Source organism: Prescottella sp. D32, assembly GCF_037287305.1.
In the GTDB taxonomy this organism is placed as follows: domain Bacteria; phylum Actinomycetota; class Actinomycetes; order Mycobacteriales; family Mycobacteriaceae; genus Prescottella; species Prescottella equi.
In genome coordinates, this window is record NZ_JARBSW010000001.1 from 791,338 (window position 1) to 808,769 (window position 17,432).

Annotated in this window: 15 protein-coding genes; 7 read left to right on the forward strand and 8 right to left on the reverse strand. The window is 68.7% G+C overall.

What is annotated here, in order from left to right; genetic code table 11:
- Window positions 1-97: 97 nt before the first annotated feature.
- From PSS76_RS03600 to hutU, 5 genes are all read right to left on the reverse strand, one after another.
- Complete coding sequence (locus tag PSS76_RS03600) at window positions 98-886, reverse strand: IclR family transcriptional regulator (RefSeq protein ID WP_005517410.1); 789 nt, start codon at window positions 884-886, stop codon at window positions 98-100.
- Window positions 887-1,012: 126 nt separating this feature from the next.
- Window positions 1,013-1,678, reverse strand: coding sequence for an IclR family transcriptional regulator (locus PSS76_RS03605; RefSeq protein WP_005517411.1), 666 nt, complete (start codon window positions 1,676-1,678; stop codon window positions 1,013-1,015).
- 50 nt (window positions 1,679-1,728) lie between these two features.
- A complete protein-coding gene (locus PSS76_RS03610) occupies window positions 1,729-2,877 on the reverse strand; it encodes a CaiB/BaiF CoA transferase family protein (RefSeq protein ID WP_022598094.1) in 1,149 nt (382 codons plus the stop codon).
- Between the two features lie 21 nt (window positions 2,878-2,898).
- Window positions 2,899-4,062 carry an acyl-CoA dehydrogenase family protein gene (locus tag PSS76_RS03615; RefSeq protein ID WP_005517413.1) on the reverse strand — a complete coding sequence of 388 codons (1,164 nt, stop codon included), beginning with the start codon at window positions 4,060-4,062 and terminating at the stop codon, window positions 2,899-2,901.
- Window positions 4,063-4,381: 319 nt separating this feature from the next.
- Window positions 4,382-6,058, reverse strand: coding sequence for a urocanate hydratase (hutU, locus tag PSS76_RS03620; protein WP_022598093.1), 1,677 nt, complete (start codon window positions 6,056-6,058; stop codon window positions 4,382-4,384).
- Between the two features lie 266 nt (window positions 6,059-6,324).
- On the opposite strand from hutU, the gene PSS76_RS03625 reads away from it, so the two are divergent.
- From PSS76_RS03625 to hutC, 3 genes are all read left to right on the forward strand, one after another.
- Complete coding sequence (locus PSS76_RS03625) at window positions 6,325-9,744, forward strand: NAD-glutamate dehydrogenase domain-containing protein (RefSeq protein ID WP_084968567.1); 3,420 nt, start codon at window positions 6,325-6,327, stop codon at window positions 9,742-9,744.
- Between the two features lie 85 nt (window positions 9,745-9,829).
- Window positions 9,830-10,672 carry an HpcH/HpaI aldolase/citrate lyase family protein gene (locus tag PSS76_RS03630; RefSeq protein ID WP_084968542.1) on the forward strand — a complete coding sequence of 281 codons (843 nt, stop codon included), beginning with the start codon at window positions 9,830-9,832 and terminating at the stop codon, window positions 10,670-10,672.
- A gap of 96 nt (window positions 10,673-10,768) precedes the next feature.
- Window positions 10,769-11,524, forward strand: coding sequence for a histidine utilization transcriptional repressor HutC (gene hutC, locus PSS76_RS03635; RefSeq protein WP_013417294.1), 756 nt, complete (start codon window positions 10,769-10,771; stop codon window positions 11,522-11,524).
- A gap of 43 nt (window positions 11,525-11,567) precedes the next feature.
- On the opposite strand, the gene PSS76_RS03640 is transcribed toward hutC, so the two are convergent.
- Window positions 11,568-12,359, reverse strand: a complete 792-nt coding sequence (locus tag PSS76_RS03640) for an alpha/beta fold hydrolase (RefSeq protein ID WP_064076389.1) — start codon at window positions 12,357-12,359, stop codon at window positions 11,568-11,570.
- Window positions 12,360-12,413: 54 nt separating this feature from the next.
- Here PSS76_RS03640 and PSS76_RS03645 point away from each other — a divergent pair, with 54 nt between their 5' ends.
- A complete protein-coding gene (locus tag PSS76_RS03645; protein ID WP_013417292.1) occupies window positions 12,414-12,767 on the forward strand; it encodes an ArsR/SmtB family transcription factor in 354 nt (117 codons plus the stop codon).
- Between the two features lie 30 nt (window positions 12,768-12,797).
- Here the strand turns inward: PSS76_RS03645 and PSS76_RS03650 are convergent, their stop codons facing one another.
- On the reverse strand, window positions 12,798-14,399 hold the full coding sequence (locus PSS76_RS03650; RefSeq protein WP_084968541.1) for an ABC transporter substrate-binding protein: 1,602 nt from the start codon (window positions 14,397-14,399) through the stop codon (window positions 12,798-12,800).
- 15 nt (window positions 14,400-14,414) lie between these two features.
- Window positions 14,415-15,302: a TauD/TfdA dioxygenase family protein gene (locus tag PSS76_RS03655; protein ID WP_084968540.1), complete on the reverse strand. Its 888-nt coding sequence runs from the start codon at window positions 15,300-15,302 to the stop codon at window positions 14,415-14,417.
- Window positions 15,303-15,427: 125 nt separating this feature from the next.
- On the opposite strand from PSS76_RS03655, the gene PSS76_RS03660 reads away from it, so the two are divergent.
- From PSS76_RS03660 to hypB, 3 genes are all read left to right on the forward strand, one after another.
- Window positions 15,428-16,081, forward strand: a complete 654-nt coding sequence (locus tag PSS76_RS03660; protein WP_041674451.1) for a TetR/AcrR family transcriptional regulator — start codon at window positions 15,428-15,430, stop codon at window positions 16,079-16,081.
- A 107-nt stretch (window positions 16,082-16,188) separates the two neighbouring features.
- Window positions 16,189-16,518: a hydrogenase maturation nickel metallochaperone HypA/HybF gene (locus tag PSS76_RS03665; protein ID WP_005517438.1), complete on the forward strand. Its 330-nt coding sequence runs from the start codon at window positions 16,189-16,191 to the stop codon at window positions 16,516-16,518.
- A 2-nt stretch (window positions 16,519-16,520) separates the two neighbouring features.
- A complete protein-coding gene (hypB, locus tag PSS76_RS03670) occupies window positions 16,521-17,348 on the forward strand; it encodes a hydrogenase nickel incorporation protein HypB (RefSeq protein WP_084968539.1) in 828 nt (275 codons plus the stop codon).
- The last annotated feature ends 84 nt before the right edge of the window (window positions 17,349-17,432 follow it).

Consider the following 17,432-nt stretch of genomic DNA (forward strand, 5'->3'; position numbering starts at 1 on the left):
TCTCGTATACGAGACCATAGTCTCGTATGTAAGACAAGAGGAAGGCGGGTGTCGGTCGAATCGGCGGGTTCGGTCAGGCTCGGGAGGCTCGGAGCGCTCAGGCCTCCAGGGACTCCTCGATCATGCGGTCGCTCAGGCTGTCCGAGAAGTGCGCGGCCGCGTCCGTGACGAGCCGGGCCAGCTCGGTGGTCTCGGCATCGCTGCGCGCGCCCGTCAGGTATGCGACACCGAGCGCGGCGACAGGACGTCCGTCCCGGGTGACGACCGGGCTCGCGATGCACGTGACGCCGTTGGTGGTCGAGTCGTGCTCCACCGAGTACCCCAGTTCCCGATCGGCCTTCGACAGGGCGCGCAGGTCGTCGAGGGACGTCGGCCCCTCGCCGGTGCGGGTGGGCCAGGTGTATCCGGCGTACAGGGCGCTGAGCTGCTCGGGGTCGAGGCGTGCGAGGATCGCGCGTCCGACCGCCGTCAGATGAGCGGGCAGCCGGGTACCGACCTCGGTCACCAGACGCACGCCGGGCTTGAGCGGCTCGCGCTTGTCCAGGTAGATCACGTCGGTGCCCTGCAGGACCGCGAGGTGCGAGGTCTCGTCCGCGGCCTTCGTGAGCGCGACCATGTGGCGCTGCCCCTCGCGGTGCAGCGGCCCGGACCGCATGTACGACGCGCCCACCTCGAATGCGGACACTCCGAGCGTCCAGGCCCGCTGATCGGGCCAGTAGGAGACGAACCGCCGGTCTCGCATCACGTTGAGCAGGTGGTGCGTCGTGCTCTTGGGCAGGTCGAGAGCACTCGCGATCTCGGTCGCGGCCATCGGCACTCCTCGCCGGGCGAGCAGGTCGAGCACGTCGAGTACCCGCTCCGCGGACTTGACCCGGCTCGTCGACATCGAACGTCCCCTTCCGATCCCGGCCCGAACGGCCGGCGTGCCGCGCCATTGTCCTGGCCGGCGTGCCGCGTCATTGTCTCGGATACGAGACTGCGGTGCCAAACTTCTACGACGAGACCGTGAGTTCTACGACGAGACCGTGCGCCCCAGTTCGGCCGACAGTCGCGCGCAGCGCTCGACGAGGACCTGCCCGTGCCGGGCGCAGACGTCGTCGTCGAGCCGGAACGTCGGCCCGACGACGCTCAGTGCCCCCACGATCCGGCCGATCGCGTCGTAGATCGGAGCGGCGACGCCGGTGGAGTGGTCCTCGATGGTGTCGTGGGCGATGGCGTAGCCGTCGGAGCCCACCTCGCCGAGCAGGGCCGCGCCCACCGCGGTTCCGACGAGGGGGACGGTCTGGCCGACCCACCCCATGTGCCGGATCGCGTGGGTGCCCTCGATCTGCCCCATGTACAGCGCCGTGCCGCGGGGCCCGGGAGCCGACAGGTACGTCGACTCCCGGGTGATCTCGGCGATCTCGGCCATGGCGGGCTGCGCCCGCAGGAGCAACTGGTTGTCGGCGATCGCTTTCGCACCGATCTGCAGCAGCCGTGGGCCCACCCGGTAGACGTTGTCCTCGCCGCGGAGCACGAACTCGGTCTGCTCGAGGCTGCGGATGAGCCGCAGCGCCGTGCTGGTCGCGAGGTCGGTGGTCTTCGCGGCGTCGGCGAGGGTCAGTCCGCCGTGCTCGATGATCGCGCCGAGCAGTTCGAAGGTGCGACTGACACTGCGCGTCACGTCACCGGGGGCCATGCGTGTCTCCCATGCCGAGGGTGTCGACCGATCGGCCGACGCCCGAGAATCTATCGCGAGCGGGCCTCGCCGAGAATCTCGTCGTGGTGCTCGTCGAGGAGCGGGCTGCGTCGCACCGCCGGGCGTGCACTGTCGCCGAAGACGACGGGCTGCCGGACGTACGACACCGGGCCGGCCTTGGGATGCTCGAACGTCTCTACGACGCCGCGGTATCCGGCCTGGTCCGAGCCGAGTGCCTGCTGGACGTTCCACACCTCGGAGCCGGCCAGTCCGGCTGCGTCGAGCAGATCGAGGACCTCGGTGACCGTGCGGCCGGCCGCCCACGACTCGATCTCCTTGCGGAGCGCGGGTTCGTTCTCGGTGCGCAGCGCGTCCTCGGTGAACCGGGGATCGGTGATCAGTTCCTCGCGACCCATCGTGCGGGCCAGCGTCTGGAAGCCCTTCTCGCTGGCGATCGCGAGCACGAACAGGCCGTCGTCGGCGCGGTAGGTGTCGAACGGGGTCGAGACGGGGTGCCGGTTGCCGACCCGCTTGGGGGTCTCGCCGGACGCCTGCAGTTGGCTGTGGGCAGTGGGCAGCATCGCGAGCATGCTGTCGAACATCGCGACGTCGAGGTGCTGGCCCTCGCCGGTGGTGCGGGCCGCCAGCAGCGCGGTGCTGATGCCCCACGCGGCGAAGACGCCGGTGATGGTGTCGCCGAACGACTCGCCCAGTCGGGTGGGACCGGATTCCTCGGTGCCGGTGATGCTCATGACGCCGGAGAGCGCCTGGACCACCAGGTCGTAGGCCGCGGCGCCCGCCATCGGGCCCTGCTGGCCGAAGCCGGAGATCGACGCGTAGACGATCTTCGGGTTGCGTGCCTTGGCTGCCTCGTAGTCGATCCCGAGCCGGGTGGTGACGCCGGGACGGAAGTTCTCGACGACGACGTCGGCGCCCTCGATCAACTGCAGCAACGCTTCTCGGTCCTCGGGGTCCTTGAGGTCGAGCGCGATCGAGCGCTTGCCACGGTTGAGGACGTTGAAGTAGATGCTCTCGCCGTCGCGGAACGGCCCGAGGTGGCGCGAGTCCTCGCCGGCCTTCGACTCGATCTTCACGACGTCGGCGCCGGCATCGGCGAGCAGTGCGGTGCAGAACGGGCCCGCCAGCACGCGGGACAGGTCGACGACGCGGACGCCGTCGAGTGGGGGAAGCGCGGTCATGATGTTGTCTCCCAGTCGTTCTCAGTACTCGGTGGACCGGATCGACGGGGCGTTGCCCGCGATGGTCAGCAGCTGGATCTGCGAGGTGCCCTCGAAGATGCGCAGGATCCGGCAGTCGCGGTAGAGACGCTCGATCTCGGACTCGCGCATGAACCCGGCGCCGCCGTGGATCTGGACGACCTGGTCGACGATCGAGAAGCAGGCCTCGGTGGCCACGTACTTCGAGATCGAGGCGGCGCGGCGCAGGTCCTGGCCCGCGTCCTTGACGTCGGACGCCCAGTCGGCCGTGACGCGCGAGGCGACGAGCTTGGCGTCGCACTCGCCCAGCAGCAGCTGGATGGCCTGGAACTCGAAGATGGGGTGCCCGAACTGCTTGCGCTCGGAAGCGTATTCACGACCGAGTTCCCAAGCGCGCAGCGCGATTCCGTTGGCCATCGCGGCGACGTCGATGCGGGCGCGGTTGAGGGCGGTGAGCGCGATGTTGCCGCCGCGGCCCTCGGTGCCGATCACGGCGTCGTGCGGCAGGACCACGTCGTCGAGGTAGACGGTGTAGGTGGGTGCCGAGCGGATGCCCATCTTGTCCTGCGGCTCGGAGTAGCTGATGCCGGGCGTGCCCTTGGGCACCGCGAACGCGGTGATGCCACGGAAGCCGGCGGAAGGGTCGGTCTTGGCGAACAGCACGACGAGGTCGGCCTCGCGGGCGTTGGAGATGAAGGTCTTGGAGCCGGACAGGTGCCAGCCGTCGTCCTCGCGGCGTGCCACGGTACGCATCGATGCGATGTCCGAGCCGGCGTCGGGCTCGGTGAGCGCGAAGCCTGCGAGGACCTCGCCGGAGGCCAGTCCGGGCAGCCAGCGCTTCTTCTGCTCCTCGGTGCCGCCCACGAGGATCGGCTCGAGGCCCAGGTAGTGGGCGGTGTAGATGGACGCGAGTGCGGCGTCGGCGCGCGCGACCTCCTCGACGGCAACCAGCTGGGCGCGGGTCGACAGGCCGAGGCCGCCGAACTCCTCCGGGACGGAGATGCCCATGAGGTCCTGCTCGGCCAGTCGGCGCATCAGGCGCGCGGGGAATTCCTTGGACTCGTCGCGCTCGGCGGCGCCGGGCAGGATCTCCGCGTTCGCGAAAGCGCGCACGGTGCTGCGGAATTCGGTCAGGTCGAGGGTGTCGTCGAGCGGCTGAGCGGTCACGGGTAACTCCTGGAGGAACGAGAGGGGGAATCGCTAGATTTCATCTAGTGGAAGTCAATTGCCATCTAGTGGCATGCGATGACTATCGCATCCCGCCGCTGCGTTTGTCCAGAGGCAGTAGGTCCCGTCCCTCCGACCCCGGAAACGACGACGAGCGGCAACGCGCAGGGGGGATCGTCCTGCGCGTTGCCGCTCGTCGGGGGTCGACGTCGTTCGCTCGTCACCGAGCCGACGTCAGCGCCACCGGTACGGGCTCACGCTGGTCGTCGTGAGTCCGTACCGGTGGGTGGATCAGTGGGTCGAGATCACTCGTTCCCGGTCAGTTGTTCTCGCTCATCGGGATACGCACGCCACGCTCGCGCGCGGTGTCGATCGCGTGCTCGTAGCCCGCGTCCACGTGCCGGATGACGCCCATGCCCGGGTCGTTGGTGAGCACGGCCTCGATCTTCTTCGCGGCCAGCTCGGAGCCGTCGGCGATGCACACCTGGCCGGCGTGGATCGAGCGGCCCATGCCGACGCCGCCGCCGTGGTGGATCGACACCCAGGAGGCGCCCGACGCGGTGTTGACGAGGGCGTTGAGCAGCGGCCAGTCGGCGATCGCGTCCGAGCCGTCCTTCATGGCCTCGGTCTCGCGGTACGGCGAGGCGACGGAGCCGGAGTCGAGGTGGTCACGGCCGATGGCGATCGGCGCGGACAGCTCGCCGCTGGCGACCATCTCGTTGAACTTCAGGCCGGCCTTGTGGCGCTCGCCGTAGCCGAGCCAGCAGATGCGGGCGGGCAGGCCCTCGAAGGCAACCTTCTCGCCGGCCATCTCGATCCACCGCTTGAGGTGCTCGTTCTCGGGGAAGAGCTCGAGGATCGCCTTGTCGGTCGCGGCGATGTCCTTGGGGTCGCCGGACAGCGCGGCCCAGCGGAACGGGCCGAGGCCCTCCTCGAAGAGCGGGCGGATGTACGCCGGGACGAAGCCGGGGAACTCGAAGGCGCGGTCGTAGCCGGCCTTGCGGGCCTCGTCGCGGATGGAGTTGCCGTAGTCGAAGACCTCGGCGCCCTTGTCCATGAAGCCGACCATCGCCTCGACGTGCGCGGCCATCGACTTGCGGGACTCCTCGGTGAAGTGCTCCGGGTCCTTGGCGGCGAGCGCCTTCATGTCGGCGAAGTCGACGCCGAGCGGCAGGTACGACAGCGGGTCGTGTGCCGACGTCTGGTCGGTGACGATGTCGATGGGGGCGTCCATGGCCAGCAGTGCCGGGAAGATCTCCGCGGCGTTGCCGACGAGGCCGATCGACAGCGGCTTGCGGGCGTCACGGGCCTCGGTGGCCAGCTGCAGCGCGTGCTCGATGCTGTCGGCCTTGGTGTCGAGGTACTTGTGCGCGATGCGGCGGTCGATGCGGGTGACGTCGCAGTCGACGCAGATCGCGACACCGTCGTTCATGGTGACGGCCAGCGGCTGCGCACCGCCCATGCCGCCCATGCCGGCGGTGAGGGTGATGGTGCCGGCCAGGGTGCCGTCGAAGCGCTTGCGGGCGATCGCGCCGAAGGTCTCGTACGTGCCCTGCAGGATGCCCTGGGTGCCGATGTAGATCCAGGAACCGGCCGTCATCTGGCCGTACATCATCAGGCCCTCGGCCTCGAGCTTGCGGAACTGCTCCCAGTTGGCCCAGTCGCCGACCAGGTTGGAGTTGGCGAGCAGCACGCGCGGCGCCCACTCGTTGGTGCGGAAGACGCCGACCGGCTTGCCGGACTGCACCAGCATGGTCTCGTCGTTCTTCAGGGTCTTCAGGGTGGCGACCATCGCGTCGAACGCGGCCCAGCTGCGGGCGGCGCGGCCGGTGCCGCCGTAGACGACCAGGTTGTCGGGGTGCTCGGCAACCTCGGGATCGAGGTTGTTCATGAGCATGCGCAGTGCGCCCTCCTGCTGCCACCCGAGGGTGTTCAGCTCGGAGCCGCGGGGGGCGCTGACCGGGCGGGCCTCGTGGCCGGGTGAGGTGATGTCCATCGGGTAACTCCTAGCTAATCGGGCGGTGAGGGCGCGGGGGTGTCGAGTGGTTCCGGTGCGACGCCGTTGTCGCCCGAATCCGGGTGGGTCTAGCTGTTGTGCGCTGGCTCACGTTCTGCAACTATGACTTGTATATTCCTGTCTATACAAGCTGATGTCAAGGGGCACCCGGAAGTCCCGCCCCTGATGTCGCGAGATGTACGACCCCGATGAACGGACACGACGACCAGCCGGGTGCAGCGTGGCACCCGGCGGAAGGTTCCCAGATGAACAGCGTCTCCACCCACCCCGATCCGACCCCGAACCCCAGCGAGATCGACGATGCTCTCGCCCGAATCTTCCGCAGCTGGGACGAGCGCCTGCTCGCCGGCGCCGACCCTGCCGCGCGCGAGCGCCTCGCCGCGTTCGTCGCGGACCTGCCCGCCGGTTACAAGCAGGACATCCGTCCCGACCGCGCGCGCGTCGACCTCGCCATCCTCGGTCAACTGTCCGACGGTGCGGTCGACGTTCGGATCGTTCCCGACGCGACCGCGCGCGGTACCCACCGCCTGTCGCTGTACGTCGGCGGGCGTCCCGCGTCGCTCGGGGATCTCATGCCGCTGCTGCAGAGCCTGGGCGTCGAGGTGCTCGACGAGCGACCCTACGCGCTCGCCTCTCCTGACGGAATGCCGTGCTGGATCTACGAATTCACCGTTCGGTACACGATCGCGCCGGAAGACGGGTTCGACGAGTTCGCCGAGCGCTTCGGGGGCGCCGTCCAGGCGTTGTGGCAGGGCGTGGCCGAGGCGGACCGCCTGAACGAACTGGTGGCGCGCGCGGGTCTGCACTGGCGGGAGGTCACCGTGCTGCGCGCGTACGCGGAGTTCCTGCGGCAGGCCGGATTCCCCTACAGCAGTGCCTATGTGGCCGACGCGCTGTGCCGGCATCCGGAGATCGCGGCCGCACTGGTCGAGTGCTTCTCCGCGCGGTTCGATCCCCGCTCCGATCCGTCTGCATCCTCCGACGGCCGCGGCGCGGAATCCGTCGCCGCAGCGTCGACGCTGATCGAGGCGGTGCTGGGACTCGACGAGGACCGGATCTTCCGGGCGCTGCTGGGCGTGGTCCGCAACACCGTGCGCACCAACCACTTCGCCGCCCCGGCGCGGGAAACGCTGGCGCTGAAGCTCGATTCACGGAACATCGGGGAGCTGCCCGAGCCCCGGCCCCGGCACGAGATCTTCGTCTACTCTCCGGTCGTGGCAGGCGTGCACATGCGTTTCGGGTCGGTGGCACGCGGCGGTCTGCGCTGGTCGGATCGGCGTGAGGACTTCCGCACCGAGGTGCTCGGCCTGGTCAAGGCGCAGGCGGTCAAGAACGCCGTGATCGTGCCGGTCGGCGCCAAGGGCGGCTTCGTGCTGCGCCGGCCCCCGGTGCCCACCGGCGACGCCGACGCCGACCGCGCGGCCCTCCGCGAAGCGGGAATCGCCGGATACCGCATGTTCATTCGCAGTCTGCTGGACCTGACGGACAACATCGATCGCAGGACCGGAGCCGTGGTGCCGGCGTCGGGAGTCGTCCGCCACGACGGGGACGACACGTACCTGGTGGTGGCGGCGGACAAGGGCACCGCGTCGTTCTCCGACATCGCCAACGAGGTCGCCGCCGAGTACGACTTCTGGCTCGGTGACGCCTTCGCGTCCGGTGGATCGGTCGGCTACGACCACAAGGCGATGGGCATCACCGCTCGTGGTGCGTGGGAGAGCGTCAAGCGCCGGTTCCGCGAACTGGGTGTCGACTGCCAGAACGAGGACGTCACGGTCGCCGGCATCGGGGACATGAGCGGTGACGTGTTCGGCAACGGGATGTTGTGCAGTAAGCACATTCGCCTCGTCGCGGCGTTCGACCACCGGCACGTCTTCCTGGACCCGGATCCGGACCCCGCGACGTCGTACGCGGAGCGGGAGCGACTGTTCGCACTGCCGCGCTCGTCGTGGGCCGACTACGACCGGTCCCTCGTCAGCACGGGCGGCGGCGTGTGGGACCGGACGACGAAGTCCGTCCCGATCAGTGAGCAGGCGCGGCGCGTGCTCGGACTCGCCGACGACGTCACGGAGCTGACGCCACCCGAGCTGATCCGCGCGATCCTGCGCGCCCCGGTGGACCTGCTGTGGAACGGTGGCATCGGCACCTACGTCAAGGCGTCGACCGAATCGCATGCCGACGCCGGCGACAAGGCGAACGATGCTGTGCGCGTGGACGGGTGCGACGTGCGGGCCCGCGTGATCGGTGAGGGCGGCAACCTCGGTCTGACGCAGGCCGCGCGGATCGAGTTCGCCCGCACGGGCGGACGCGTGGGCACCGACGCACTCGACAACTCGGCCGGGGTGGACTGCTCCGATCACGAGGTGAACATCAAGATCCTGCTCGACGACCTCGTGGGTGCGGGCGGTCTGACGCCGGAGGCGCGGCCGCGGCTGCTGGCCGAGATGACCGACGAGGTGGCCGCGCTGGTGTTGGCGGACAACGTCTCCCAGAACGAGCTGATGGGCACCGCGCTCGCCGATGCGTCCGAGATGATCGGGGTGCACGGCCGGCTGATCTCGGCGCTGGAGGCGGCGGGCGCCGTCGACCGTGCCCTCGACGTGCTGCCCGACGCCAAGGCGATCGGCACGCTGCGGGCGGTCGGCGCGGGCCTGTCGGCGCCCGAACTGGCGACGCTGATGGCGCACGTCAAGCTCGATCTGAAAGGCGCGCTGCTGGCCGGTGACCTGGTCGACCACGACGTGTTCCTGCCGGTCCTGCGCGGGTACTTCCCGACGCCGCTGCGCCGGGACCACGAGGCGGCCGTCGACCGGCACCCGCTGCGGCGCGAGATCGTCGCGACGGCACTGACCAACGACGTCGTCGATCGCGGCGGCATCTCCTACGTGTTCCGGCTCGCCGAGGAGGTGGGCGCCACCGCGGACGACGCGGTCCGGGCGTTCAGCGTGGTCAGCGACGTGTTCGGGCTCCCCGCGCTGTGGTCGCGGATCGCGGCTGCCGACGTGCCGAGCGAGGTCGCCGACGAGCTGGTCCTCGTCACCCGGCGGCTGCTCGACCGGGCGTCGCGCTGGATGCTGCACCGGCGGCCGCAGCCCCTCGCGGTGGGAGCGGAGGTCGCACGGTTCCGCGGGCCGATCGAGGACGCGTCGGCGCATCTCGAGGAGTGGCTGGTGGGTGCCGACCGCACCAACCTCCGGGACCGCACGCGCGCGATCGCGGAGCGGGGCGCGCCCGAGGACCTGGTTCGGGAGGTGGAGCTGGCCCTCGACCGGTTCGGACTGCTCGACGTCGTCGAGATCGCGGACCTCGCGGAATGCGACCTGACCGTGGCCGGGGAGCTGTACTTCCGGTTGTGTGAACGCGTCGGCCTGGTTCCCCTGCTCAACGGGGTCTCGGCGCTCGGCAAGACGAGCCGCTGGGATGCCCTCGCCCGGCTGGCGTTGCGCGACGAGCTGTACGACAGCGCGCGGGCACTGACGCTGGACGTCCTCGCGCACGCGACTCCCGGCGACGACACCGACCGGATGATCGCGGACTGGGAGGAGCGCAACGCGTCCCGCCTGCGCCGGGCCCGAAATTCGCTCGCCGAGATCTCCGCGTCCGGTCAGCGGGACCTGGCGGCACTGTCCGTCGCGTCCCGGCAGTTGCGCCGCATGGTCGGCTGATCCCCGCAACTCCGGGCCGTTCCTACCTTCCACGAGAGGAAAAGTCATCACTATCGTCAACTCCCGCAACACCGGTGAGCCTGCCGTGGCGGTCGCGCCGCGTGACGCCCGTTCGTGGCTGTTGGTGCCCGGCACCCGCACGCACGACCTCGACGACACGATCCGTCGGTGCGGCCCCGACGCCGTCGTCCTCGATCTCGAGGACGGGGTCGCGCCCGAGGACCGGGCGCGTGCCCGCGACGAGGTCCACGCGTGGGCGAGCCGGGGCGGGCGGGCGTGGATCCGGGTGAACGCGGCCACCACCGCGGACTGGAGCGTCGACCTCGAGTTCGCGGCTCGGTGCCCGGGGATCCTCGGGGTCGTGCTCGCCAAGGCGGAGTCGGCCGCCCAGGTCGACGCGACCGCGGCTGCGCTGGGGGACTTCGGCGGCGGTCTGATCGCCCTGATCGAGTCGGCGACCGGAGTTCTCGAGGCGGTGTCGATCGCGCGGTCGAACTCGTTGACGCGCTTGGCGTTCGGTAGCGGCGACTTTCGACACGACACCGCGGCCACCGACGATTCGGCGACGGTGATGGGGGCTCGGGCGCACCTCGTGCTGGCCAGTCGATCCGCCGGGCTCCCCGCGCCGATCGACGGTCCCTCCCTCGCCCCCGACGTGAGCGGGCTGCGCGACTACTGCCGCCGCTCCCTCACGACCGGGTTGGGCGGCATGCTGTGTGTGAAGCCGGACCACGTGCGCACGATCAACACCGAGTTCGCGCCGAGCCCGGCGCAGGTGCGCGGCGCCAGGGAACTTCTCGAGCACCGCAGCGGAAGCATCGACGGCAGTTACCTTCCGCGTCTGCGGGCGGCCGAGGCGGTGCTCGAGCGGGCCAGGACGTACCGGATCGACCCGGCCGACGAGGCGCCCGTGTCGATGAGCCGATGACCAGGCATGCCGTTTCGGCAGCGCACCGGTCGGTAGACTTCGTGGGCCGAGTCGAGGGCCGAATCGGTGGGACTTCACTAGATGCAGGGGCAGCGGATGGCAGTGGTTGACGTCGACGCGGAACTGGCCGCGCTCTTCGGCGAGGCCGGTGGCGAGTCCGTGCCTGCCTACGAGCGGGTCAAGAAGCTGGTCGCGGAGCAGATCCGTTCGGGCCGTTGGGCGGAAGGCGATCAGCTGCCGTCCGAGAACCAGTTCGTGGCCGCACTCGGCCTGTCCCGTATGACGATCAACCGGGCACTGCGGGAGCTGACGGGCGAAGGCCTGATCATTCGGATGATGGGGATCGGCACCTTCGTCGCCAGCACCAAGACTCCGTCGCCGCTGTTCGAGGTGAAGAACATCGCGGACGAGATCCAGGAGCGGGGCCATCGGCACCGTACCGAGGTGATCTTCGTCCGCGAGGAGGAGACCGACCACTCGCAGGCGTTCCTCCGGGATGCCGTCGGGGCCAGAGTCTTCCACTCCGTTCTCGTGCACTACGAGGACGACAAGCCGATCCAGGTGGAGGATCGCCTGGTGAACCCGGCCGAGGCGCCCGACTACCTCGACCAGGACTTCACCACGATCACGCCCAACGACTACCTCAGCCGCGTGGCACCGCTCGTGCGCGGCGAGCACGTCGTCGAAGCCGTCCTCGCCAGCCCTGAGGAGTGCCGCCTGCTGCAGATCGACCGCGGCGAGCCGTGCCTGCTCATCCGTCGCCGGACCTGGTCCGAACACGGACTGGTGAGTGCCGCCAGGTTGATCCACCCGGGTTCGCGTAACCGGCTCGAGGGTGCGTTCAGCCGCTGAGGTCACGAAGGCCGAGGGGCCCTACCGGATCGGGAAGGGCCCCTCAGTCGTTCTCGGACAGGAACGGTCTCACCACCGCCAGCACCTCGGGTGAGGCCGCGACGGTGGTGGCGTGGTCGAAACCGGGGATCACGGCGAGCCGGGACCCGGGGATCAACTCCGCGAGCCGCTTGGTATCCGACAGCCGGGGGCGGTCCTCGGACCCGACGAACAGCAGCGTCGGAACGTCCAGCGCCTGCAACGACGTGTCGGGTACGCCCGGTTCCTCCTCCGAGCGGCGCAGGTACGCGACGAGGGCGCGGGTGTCATTGGCGTCGAACGCCGCCCGCGTCGCCGGATCCAGCGGCCACGGACGGTGCGCATTCCACTTGTCGAGGAACGCCGTCATGCCCTCGTGATCGAGCACGTCGATACATCCGGGGAAGAAGAGCTTGTCGAACGAGCCGGCCTGGGGCCGGCTGCTGCCGCCGCCCACGGTGAGCGTGCGCAGCCGCCCGGGTGCGGCGGTCGCGAGCGAGAGCCCCACGCGACCGCCGAACGAGTAGCCCAGGTAGTGCGCCCGATCGTGCCCGAGGTCGTCGAGCACCGCGAGGATGTCGCCGACGACGAGGTCCATCGCGTACGACGACGCCTCGTGTGGTTTGTCGCTGCGGCCGTGTCCGCGCATGTCGGGCAGGATCAGCTGGAATTCGTCGCGGAGCGACCCGACATACCCGAACGCCCGCCAGATCGCGCTCGACAGCGCCGTGCCGTGCGCGAGGACCAGGGGTGGGCCGTCGCCGATCACCCGATACGCGATGCCGACGCCGTCGACCGGATTGACTGCCTGTTGCATGACCACATCTCTACGTTAGGTCCCGTGTCGGGCACGCCGACCTACACTGAGGCCGTGCCCGACACATCCGCCATCGATCCGGACCACGTCCGCCGCGCCGCGCAGGCGCTCGTGACGCCGGACATCGCCGGGTGGACGGGGCGCTTCGAGTTGCTGTCCGACCCGAACCGGTTGCGGTTGCTGCTGTGTCTGCACCACGCGCCGGGGATCTGCGTCACCGATCTCGCGGCCGCGCTCGGCATGACCGGCACCGCGGTCTCGCACGCGTTGCGCCTGCTGCGCCAGCAGGGCTGGGTGGAAGCGCAGCGGTCGGGCCGCACGGTCCGCTATCGCCTGGTCGACGACACCGTGCACGAACTGCTCCACACGATCGGGGCGACACACTTCCACGAGCACGACGCCGGCTGATCACGTTCGACCGGCGCCGTGCTCCGGCCTTCACGGGGCGATCCACACCTTGTCGAGCAGCATGATGCTGTCGAGGCTCGGTTTCACTCCGAAGACATTGTCCTGCCAGGGGACGAAATTGGCGCCGGCGCCCCACACCAGGATCGGGACCTCGTCGTTGAAGACCTGCTGAACGTTCGCGAGCGCTGCACGCTTGGCGTCGTCCGAATCCGCGGCCATGACAGCATCCAGCGACGCGTCGACGGCAGGGCTTCGGACGCCTGCCGAATTGTTGGTCGAGGTGCTGTACAGCGTCGAGTACAGACGCAGGAAGGGCGCGGCGTCGAGCAATCCGGTCCCGCCGAGCGCGACGTCGTAGTCATGGTCCACGTACAGTCGCTTCACCATGTCCGTAGGGCTGTGCACGAAGTTCAGTTGCACGTCGAAGCCGACGGCTTGCAGCATGGATTGCACCGCGAGACCCGTGGCTTCGCCGTTCGGGTCCTGGACACCCACATAGCGGACGACGCCGTCGTACCCGTCGGCCTTGGCGGCTTCCAGAAGTTCCCGGGCCTTGGCCTGATCCGGCGGAAGCGGCGCCACGTCGTTGTGCCACCTCGACCAGGATTGGAAGAGTTCGGCGCCCGGCATGCCCTGTCCGCCGCGGGCTCGTTGGTCGATCGTCGCGGGATCGATCGCGTAGGCCATCGCCTGGCGGACTCGAACGTCGGCGCCCGGATGCCCTGGCCGGTGGTTGATCTGCCCGATCATCGCCATGCTGATGAAGTCGGCATACCCGGGAAACCGGTCCTTGGCGGCGAGTACCGTCTCGGCGTTGCGCAGGTAGGCCATCTGGATTCCGCCGGATGCCAGGGTGTCGAGCTTCGGCTGCTCGCCCTGGACGCTGACGAATTTCAGTTTGCTCAGGTGCGGAGCTCCACCCCAGTAGTCGGAGCGAGGCGTGAGCACGAGTTCGTCCTGTGCCGCAAACTTCTCCACCTCGAACGGGCCGGCTCCGATCGGAACGAACTGATCACCGCGGTCGGCGGTCGGCGCCACGATCATGCCGTGTCCGAATGCCAGGAGCGCCGGGAACTCCGACCAGGCCTGGGCGAGTGTGAAGACCACGGTCGACGGGTTCGGCGACTCCACCGCCGCCACGTTTCGGGACCAGATCTCGTTGTTGGCGCCGCGTTTCGCGTTGTAGCGGTCGATGCTGGCGATGACGGCGGCAGCATTCACGGGGGTGCCGTCGCTGAAGGTGAGACCGTCCCGCAGTGTCAGGGTCCAGCTCGTGCCGTCGGCGTTCGGTTCGAGTGATCGGGCCAGTTGCGGTTCGTAGCGTCCGGTAGCCGCGTCGTAGCGGACGAGAAGGTCGTAGATCGCCGCCATCTCGGTGCCACCCGTCGCGCCGGAGGGCTGGGTGCGGACCGGGTCGAGACTCGACACGGGCGCGTAACTCGCGAACGACAGGGTTCCGCCGGCGACAGGCGCGCCGCCGTCGCCCTGGTCGCCGCGAAGTCCAGGCTCGAACGTGTCCGCCGCGGTCGTCGACCCTCCGCCCGCGCCCGCATCGGGGGCGCAGCCGGCCAGCAGTGTTGCACTGAGGACCAGCGCGAGCACGGCCCACGGCCGCTTGGATCGAATCGTCATTCTTCTCCCCATCGGTCAGGACGCTTTCGAACTTGCCCGGTCGGACCGGTTCGAGTGATCGAAGTAGGGCCGGTCGCCGTCGATCTCGATCCTTCGGACCGTGCGGTACCTGGGGAAGTGATCGGCGGCGGCCCGGTGCATGGTCGAGCGTTCGTCCCAGATCGCCAGATCGCCTGGACTCCAACGCCATCGGCACTGGAAACGCTCGTCGGTCACGTAGTTCCGCAGGAAGCCGAGGAGGGCGTCGCTCTCGTCGCGTCGCATGCCCTTGATGCGGTTCATCGACGGACCGCCGATGAACAGAATCCGTCGGCCGTTCTCGGGATGGGTACGTATCAGTGGATGCACCACGGTCCGCGGGTACGTCGCCCGGAGGCGATCGGCGAGGGCCTGCGCCTGTGGGCTGTCGTGGCCGCGCTCGAGGATCGACTCGACGAAACTGTCGGTGGTGTGCTCCACCTCGAGACCCGCGAGCATGTTCTGCATCGTCGGGGAGAGGGCGTCGTGAGCGGCGGTCATCGAGGCCCACAATGTATCGCCGCCGGCGTCGGGAATCACCTCGCCGCACAGGAGCGCGTATCGCGGTGGCGTCGAGATCCAGGTGACATCCGTGTGCCACATCTCGGCGGTCGGCGGACTGTCCGGTCCATCCGAGATCACCTGCAGGCTCGGTTCCGTGGCGCCCTGCAACCTGGCGATCGGGAAGATGCTCGGCACGCCGAAACGTCTGGCCACCGCGAGATGATCGTCGGCGTCCAGATGGGCGCCGCGCACGAAGACCACCTGGTACTCGTGCAGTGCGTCCCGAACGTCCGCGAAGGTCGCTTCGTGACACGTCCGCAGGTCCACCCCTCGGATTTCCGCACCTATCGCAGTTGTCAGCGCCGATATCTCGATTGCCATCCAACCCTCCTCGCTCGTCTCAACTAATCCGATGGGATTAATTTGCGGGGAGGGGCGTGGATTGTCAACCCCTGGAACCGGAGACGCCGTTCCGGCCCGTGGCGAGCCGAACATAGGATGCGCTCATGGGACGCGACGGCAGTGCAACTCGGGAACGGCTGGTGGATGCTGCTGAGCACGTGTTCGCTTCTCTCGGTATCGAGGACGCGAATCTTCGCGAGATCAATCGTGCAGCAGGGCAATCGAACAATTCGGCACTGCATTATCACTTCGGCTCTCGTGAGGCCCTGCTGCAGGCCGTCGTGCGTCGGCATCGCGACGCAATCGACTCGCGACGCCGAGTGCTGGTCGAGGAACTCGGTGGGAAGGAGCCTTCGATCGAGGAGCTCCTCGTCGTCGCGGTGTGGCCGCTCGGGTTCCAGTTGGACACCGAAAGTGGGCGCAACTATCTGCGAATCCTGGTGCACATGCGGCGCCGCAGCGAGATGCGCACGCATCATTCGCTCAACCCGGACAGCACCGACGATCTTCAGTGGGCTTACTCGCAGCTTCAGGCGCGCCTGGTCCACCTCCCCGATGCGCTACGCGCCGAGCGCCTCGGAGTCTGGATCGACATGGCCGTGGGGGCGATGGCAAGCCGGGCCGAGGACATCCAGGACGGGGTCGACCACTCGCTGGACAACAACGAGTTCATGAACAATCTGATCGACATGGGCGTCGCGGCGCTGACCGCACCCAGCCGGCTGACCACAGCACGTCCGGCGGGCAGCGGAGGCTGACTCCGCCGCCCAGGCTCCGTGGGCGGATGCCTTCCCGAATCTGCTGACGTCGGCGCGCGGGCGTCCTATCGTGAATTCGCACAGCCTCCACTCGGACGGACTCTGCAATGCACGAGATGGCGATCACCCAGAGCGTCGTCGACGCGGTGTGCGAGCGCGCCGACGGCCGAACCGTGCACAGCATCCGGCTGCAGGTGGGCCGGCTGTGCGCGGTGGTGCCGGATGCGATGCAGTTCTGCTTCGAACTGGTCACCGAGGGTACGGTCGCGCAGGGCGCTCGGCTCGACATCGAGGAGCCGCCCGGTCTGGCGCACTGCCGGAGCTGCGACACCGATTTCCCCCTGCAGGACTTGATCTTGTTGTGTCCGTGCGGGAGTGCCGACGTCGAGGTCCTCTCGGGTCGTGAACTGCGGATCATGTCGATGGAAGTGAGTTGAACATGTGTGCGACGTGCGGATGCGGCAAACTCGACGAACCGGCAGGTACGCGGATCAGCGCACCGGCGGGCACCGTGCTCCACGAACACGAACACGAGCACGGCCACGGCCACGGTCATGAGCACGGTCACGGTCATGAGCACGTGCACGCGCATCCCGACGATCACGGGCACGCACCGACCGAGACCCTGACGCTGGAACAGAAGATCCTCGCCAAGAACGACCGCCTCGCGGAGGACAACCGGGCCTGGCTGACGGACCGGCGGATCGCGGCGATCAACATCATGAGTTCGCCGGGATCGGGCAAGACGACGTTGCTCGAGCGTACGGTTCGCGAGCTCCGGCCTTCCGTACCGGTCTCGGTGATCGAGGGCGACCAGGAGACCCTGCTCGACGCCGATCGGATCCAGTCGACGGGATGTCCAGTGGTACAGGTCAATACGGGTTCGGGGTGTCATCTCGACTCCGAGATGGTGCGGGACGCTCTCGGCGCGCTCGGCCCCGCGGAAGATTCGCTCGTTTTCGTGGAGAACGTCGGAAACCTCGTGTGCCCCGCGCTGTTCGACCTCGGTGAGCAAGGCAAGGTTGTCCTCATATCCGTCACGGAGGGCGACGACAAGCCGCTGAAGTACCCGCACATCTTCGCAGTGGCCGATCTCGTGATCGTCAACAAGATCGACCTGCTCCCTTATGTCGATTTCGATCCAGACGCCTGCGAGAAGAATGCGCGCTCGGTGAATCCCGATGTGCGCGTGATCAATCTGTCCGCGACCAGCGGTGAGGGGCTGGAGCGGTGGTACGCGTGGCTTTCGGATAGGCGGAAGGAATGATCATCCGGCGTTGACAGACCGACCGCTGTCGCGCCTTAATTGTGGTGGGCGTCACGCAAGTGGGCCGAGGGTCGACTCCGGTGA

Coding starts and splice junctions, on each gene's coding strand:
- PSS76_RS03600 (WP_005517410.1), bottom strand. CDS start 886: ATGTCGACGAGCCGGGTCAAGTCCGCGGAGCGGGTACTCGACGTGCTC.
- PSS76_RS03605 (WP_005517411.1), bottom strand. CDS start 1,678: ATGGCCCCCGGTGACGTGACGCGCAGTGTCAGTCGCACCTTCGAACTG.
- PSS76_RS03610 (WP_022598094.1), bottom strand. CDS start 2,877: ATGACCGCGCTTCCCCCACTCGACGGCGTCCGCGTCGTCGACCTGTCC.
- hutU (WP_022598093.1), bottom strand. CDS start 6,058: ATGGACATCACCTCACCCGGCCACGAGGCCCGCCCGGTCAGCGCCCCC.
- PSS76_RS03625 (WP_084968567.1), top strand. CDS start 6,325: ATGAACAGCGTCTCCACCCACCCCGATCCGACCCCGAACCCCAGCGAG.
- hutC (WP_013417294.1), top strand. CDS start 10,769: ATGGCAGTGGTTGACGTCGACGCGGAACTGGCCGCGCTCTTCGGCGAG.
- PSS76_RS03640 (WP_064076389.1), bottom strand. CDS start 12,359: ATGCAACAGGCAGTCAATCCGGTCGACGGCGTCGGCATCGCGTATCGG.
- PSS76_RS03650 (WP_084968541.1), bottom strand. CDS start 14,399: ATGACGATTCGATCCAAGCGGCCGTGGGCCGTGCTCGCGCTGGTCCTC.
- PSS76_RS03655 (WP_084968540.1), bottom strand. CDS start 15,302: ATGGCAATCGAGATATCGGCGCTGACAACTGCGATAGGTGCGGAAATC.
- PSS76_RS03660 (WP_041674451.1), top strand. CDS start 15,428: ATGGGACGCGACGGCAGTGCAACTCGGGAACGGCTGGTGGATGCTGCT.
- PSS76_RS03665 (WP_005517438.1), top strand. CDS start 16,189: ATGCACGAGATGGCGATCACCCAGAGCGTCGTCGACGCGGTGTGCGAG.
- hypB (WP_084968539.1), top strand. CDS start 16,521: ATGTGTGCGACGTGCGGATGCGGCAAACTCGACGAACCGGCAGGTACG.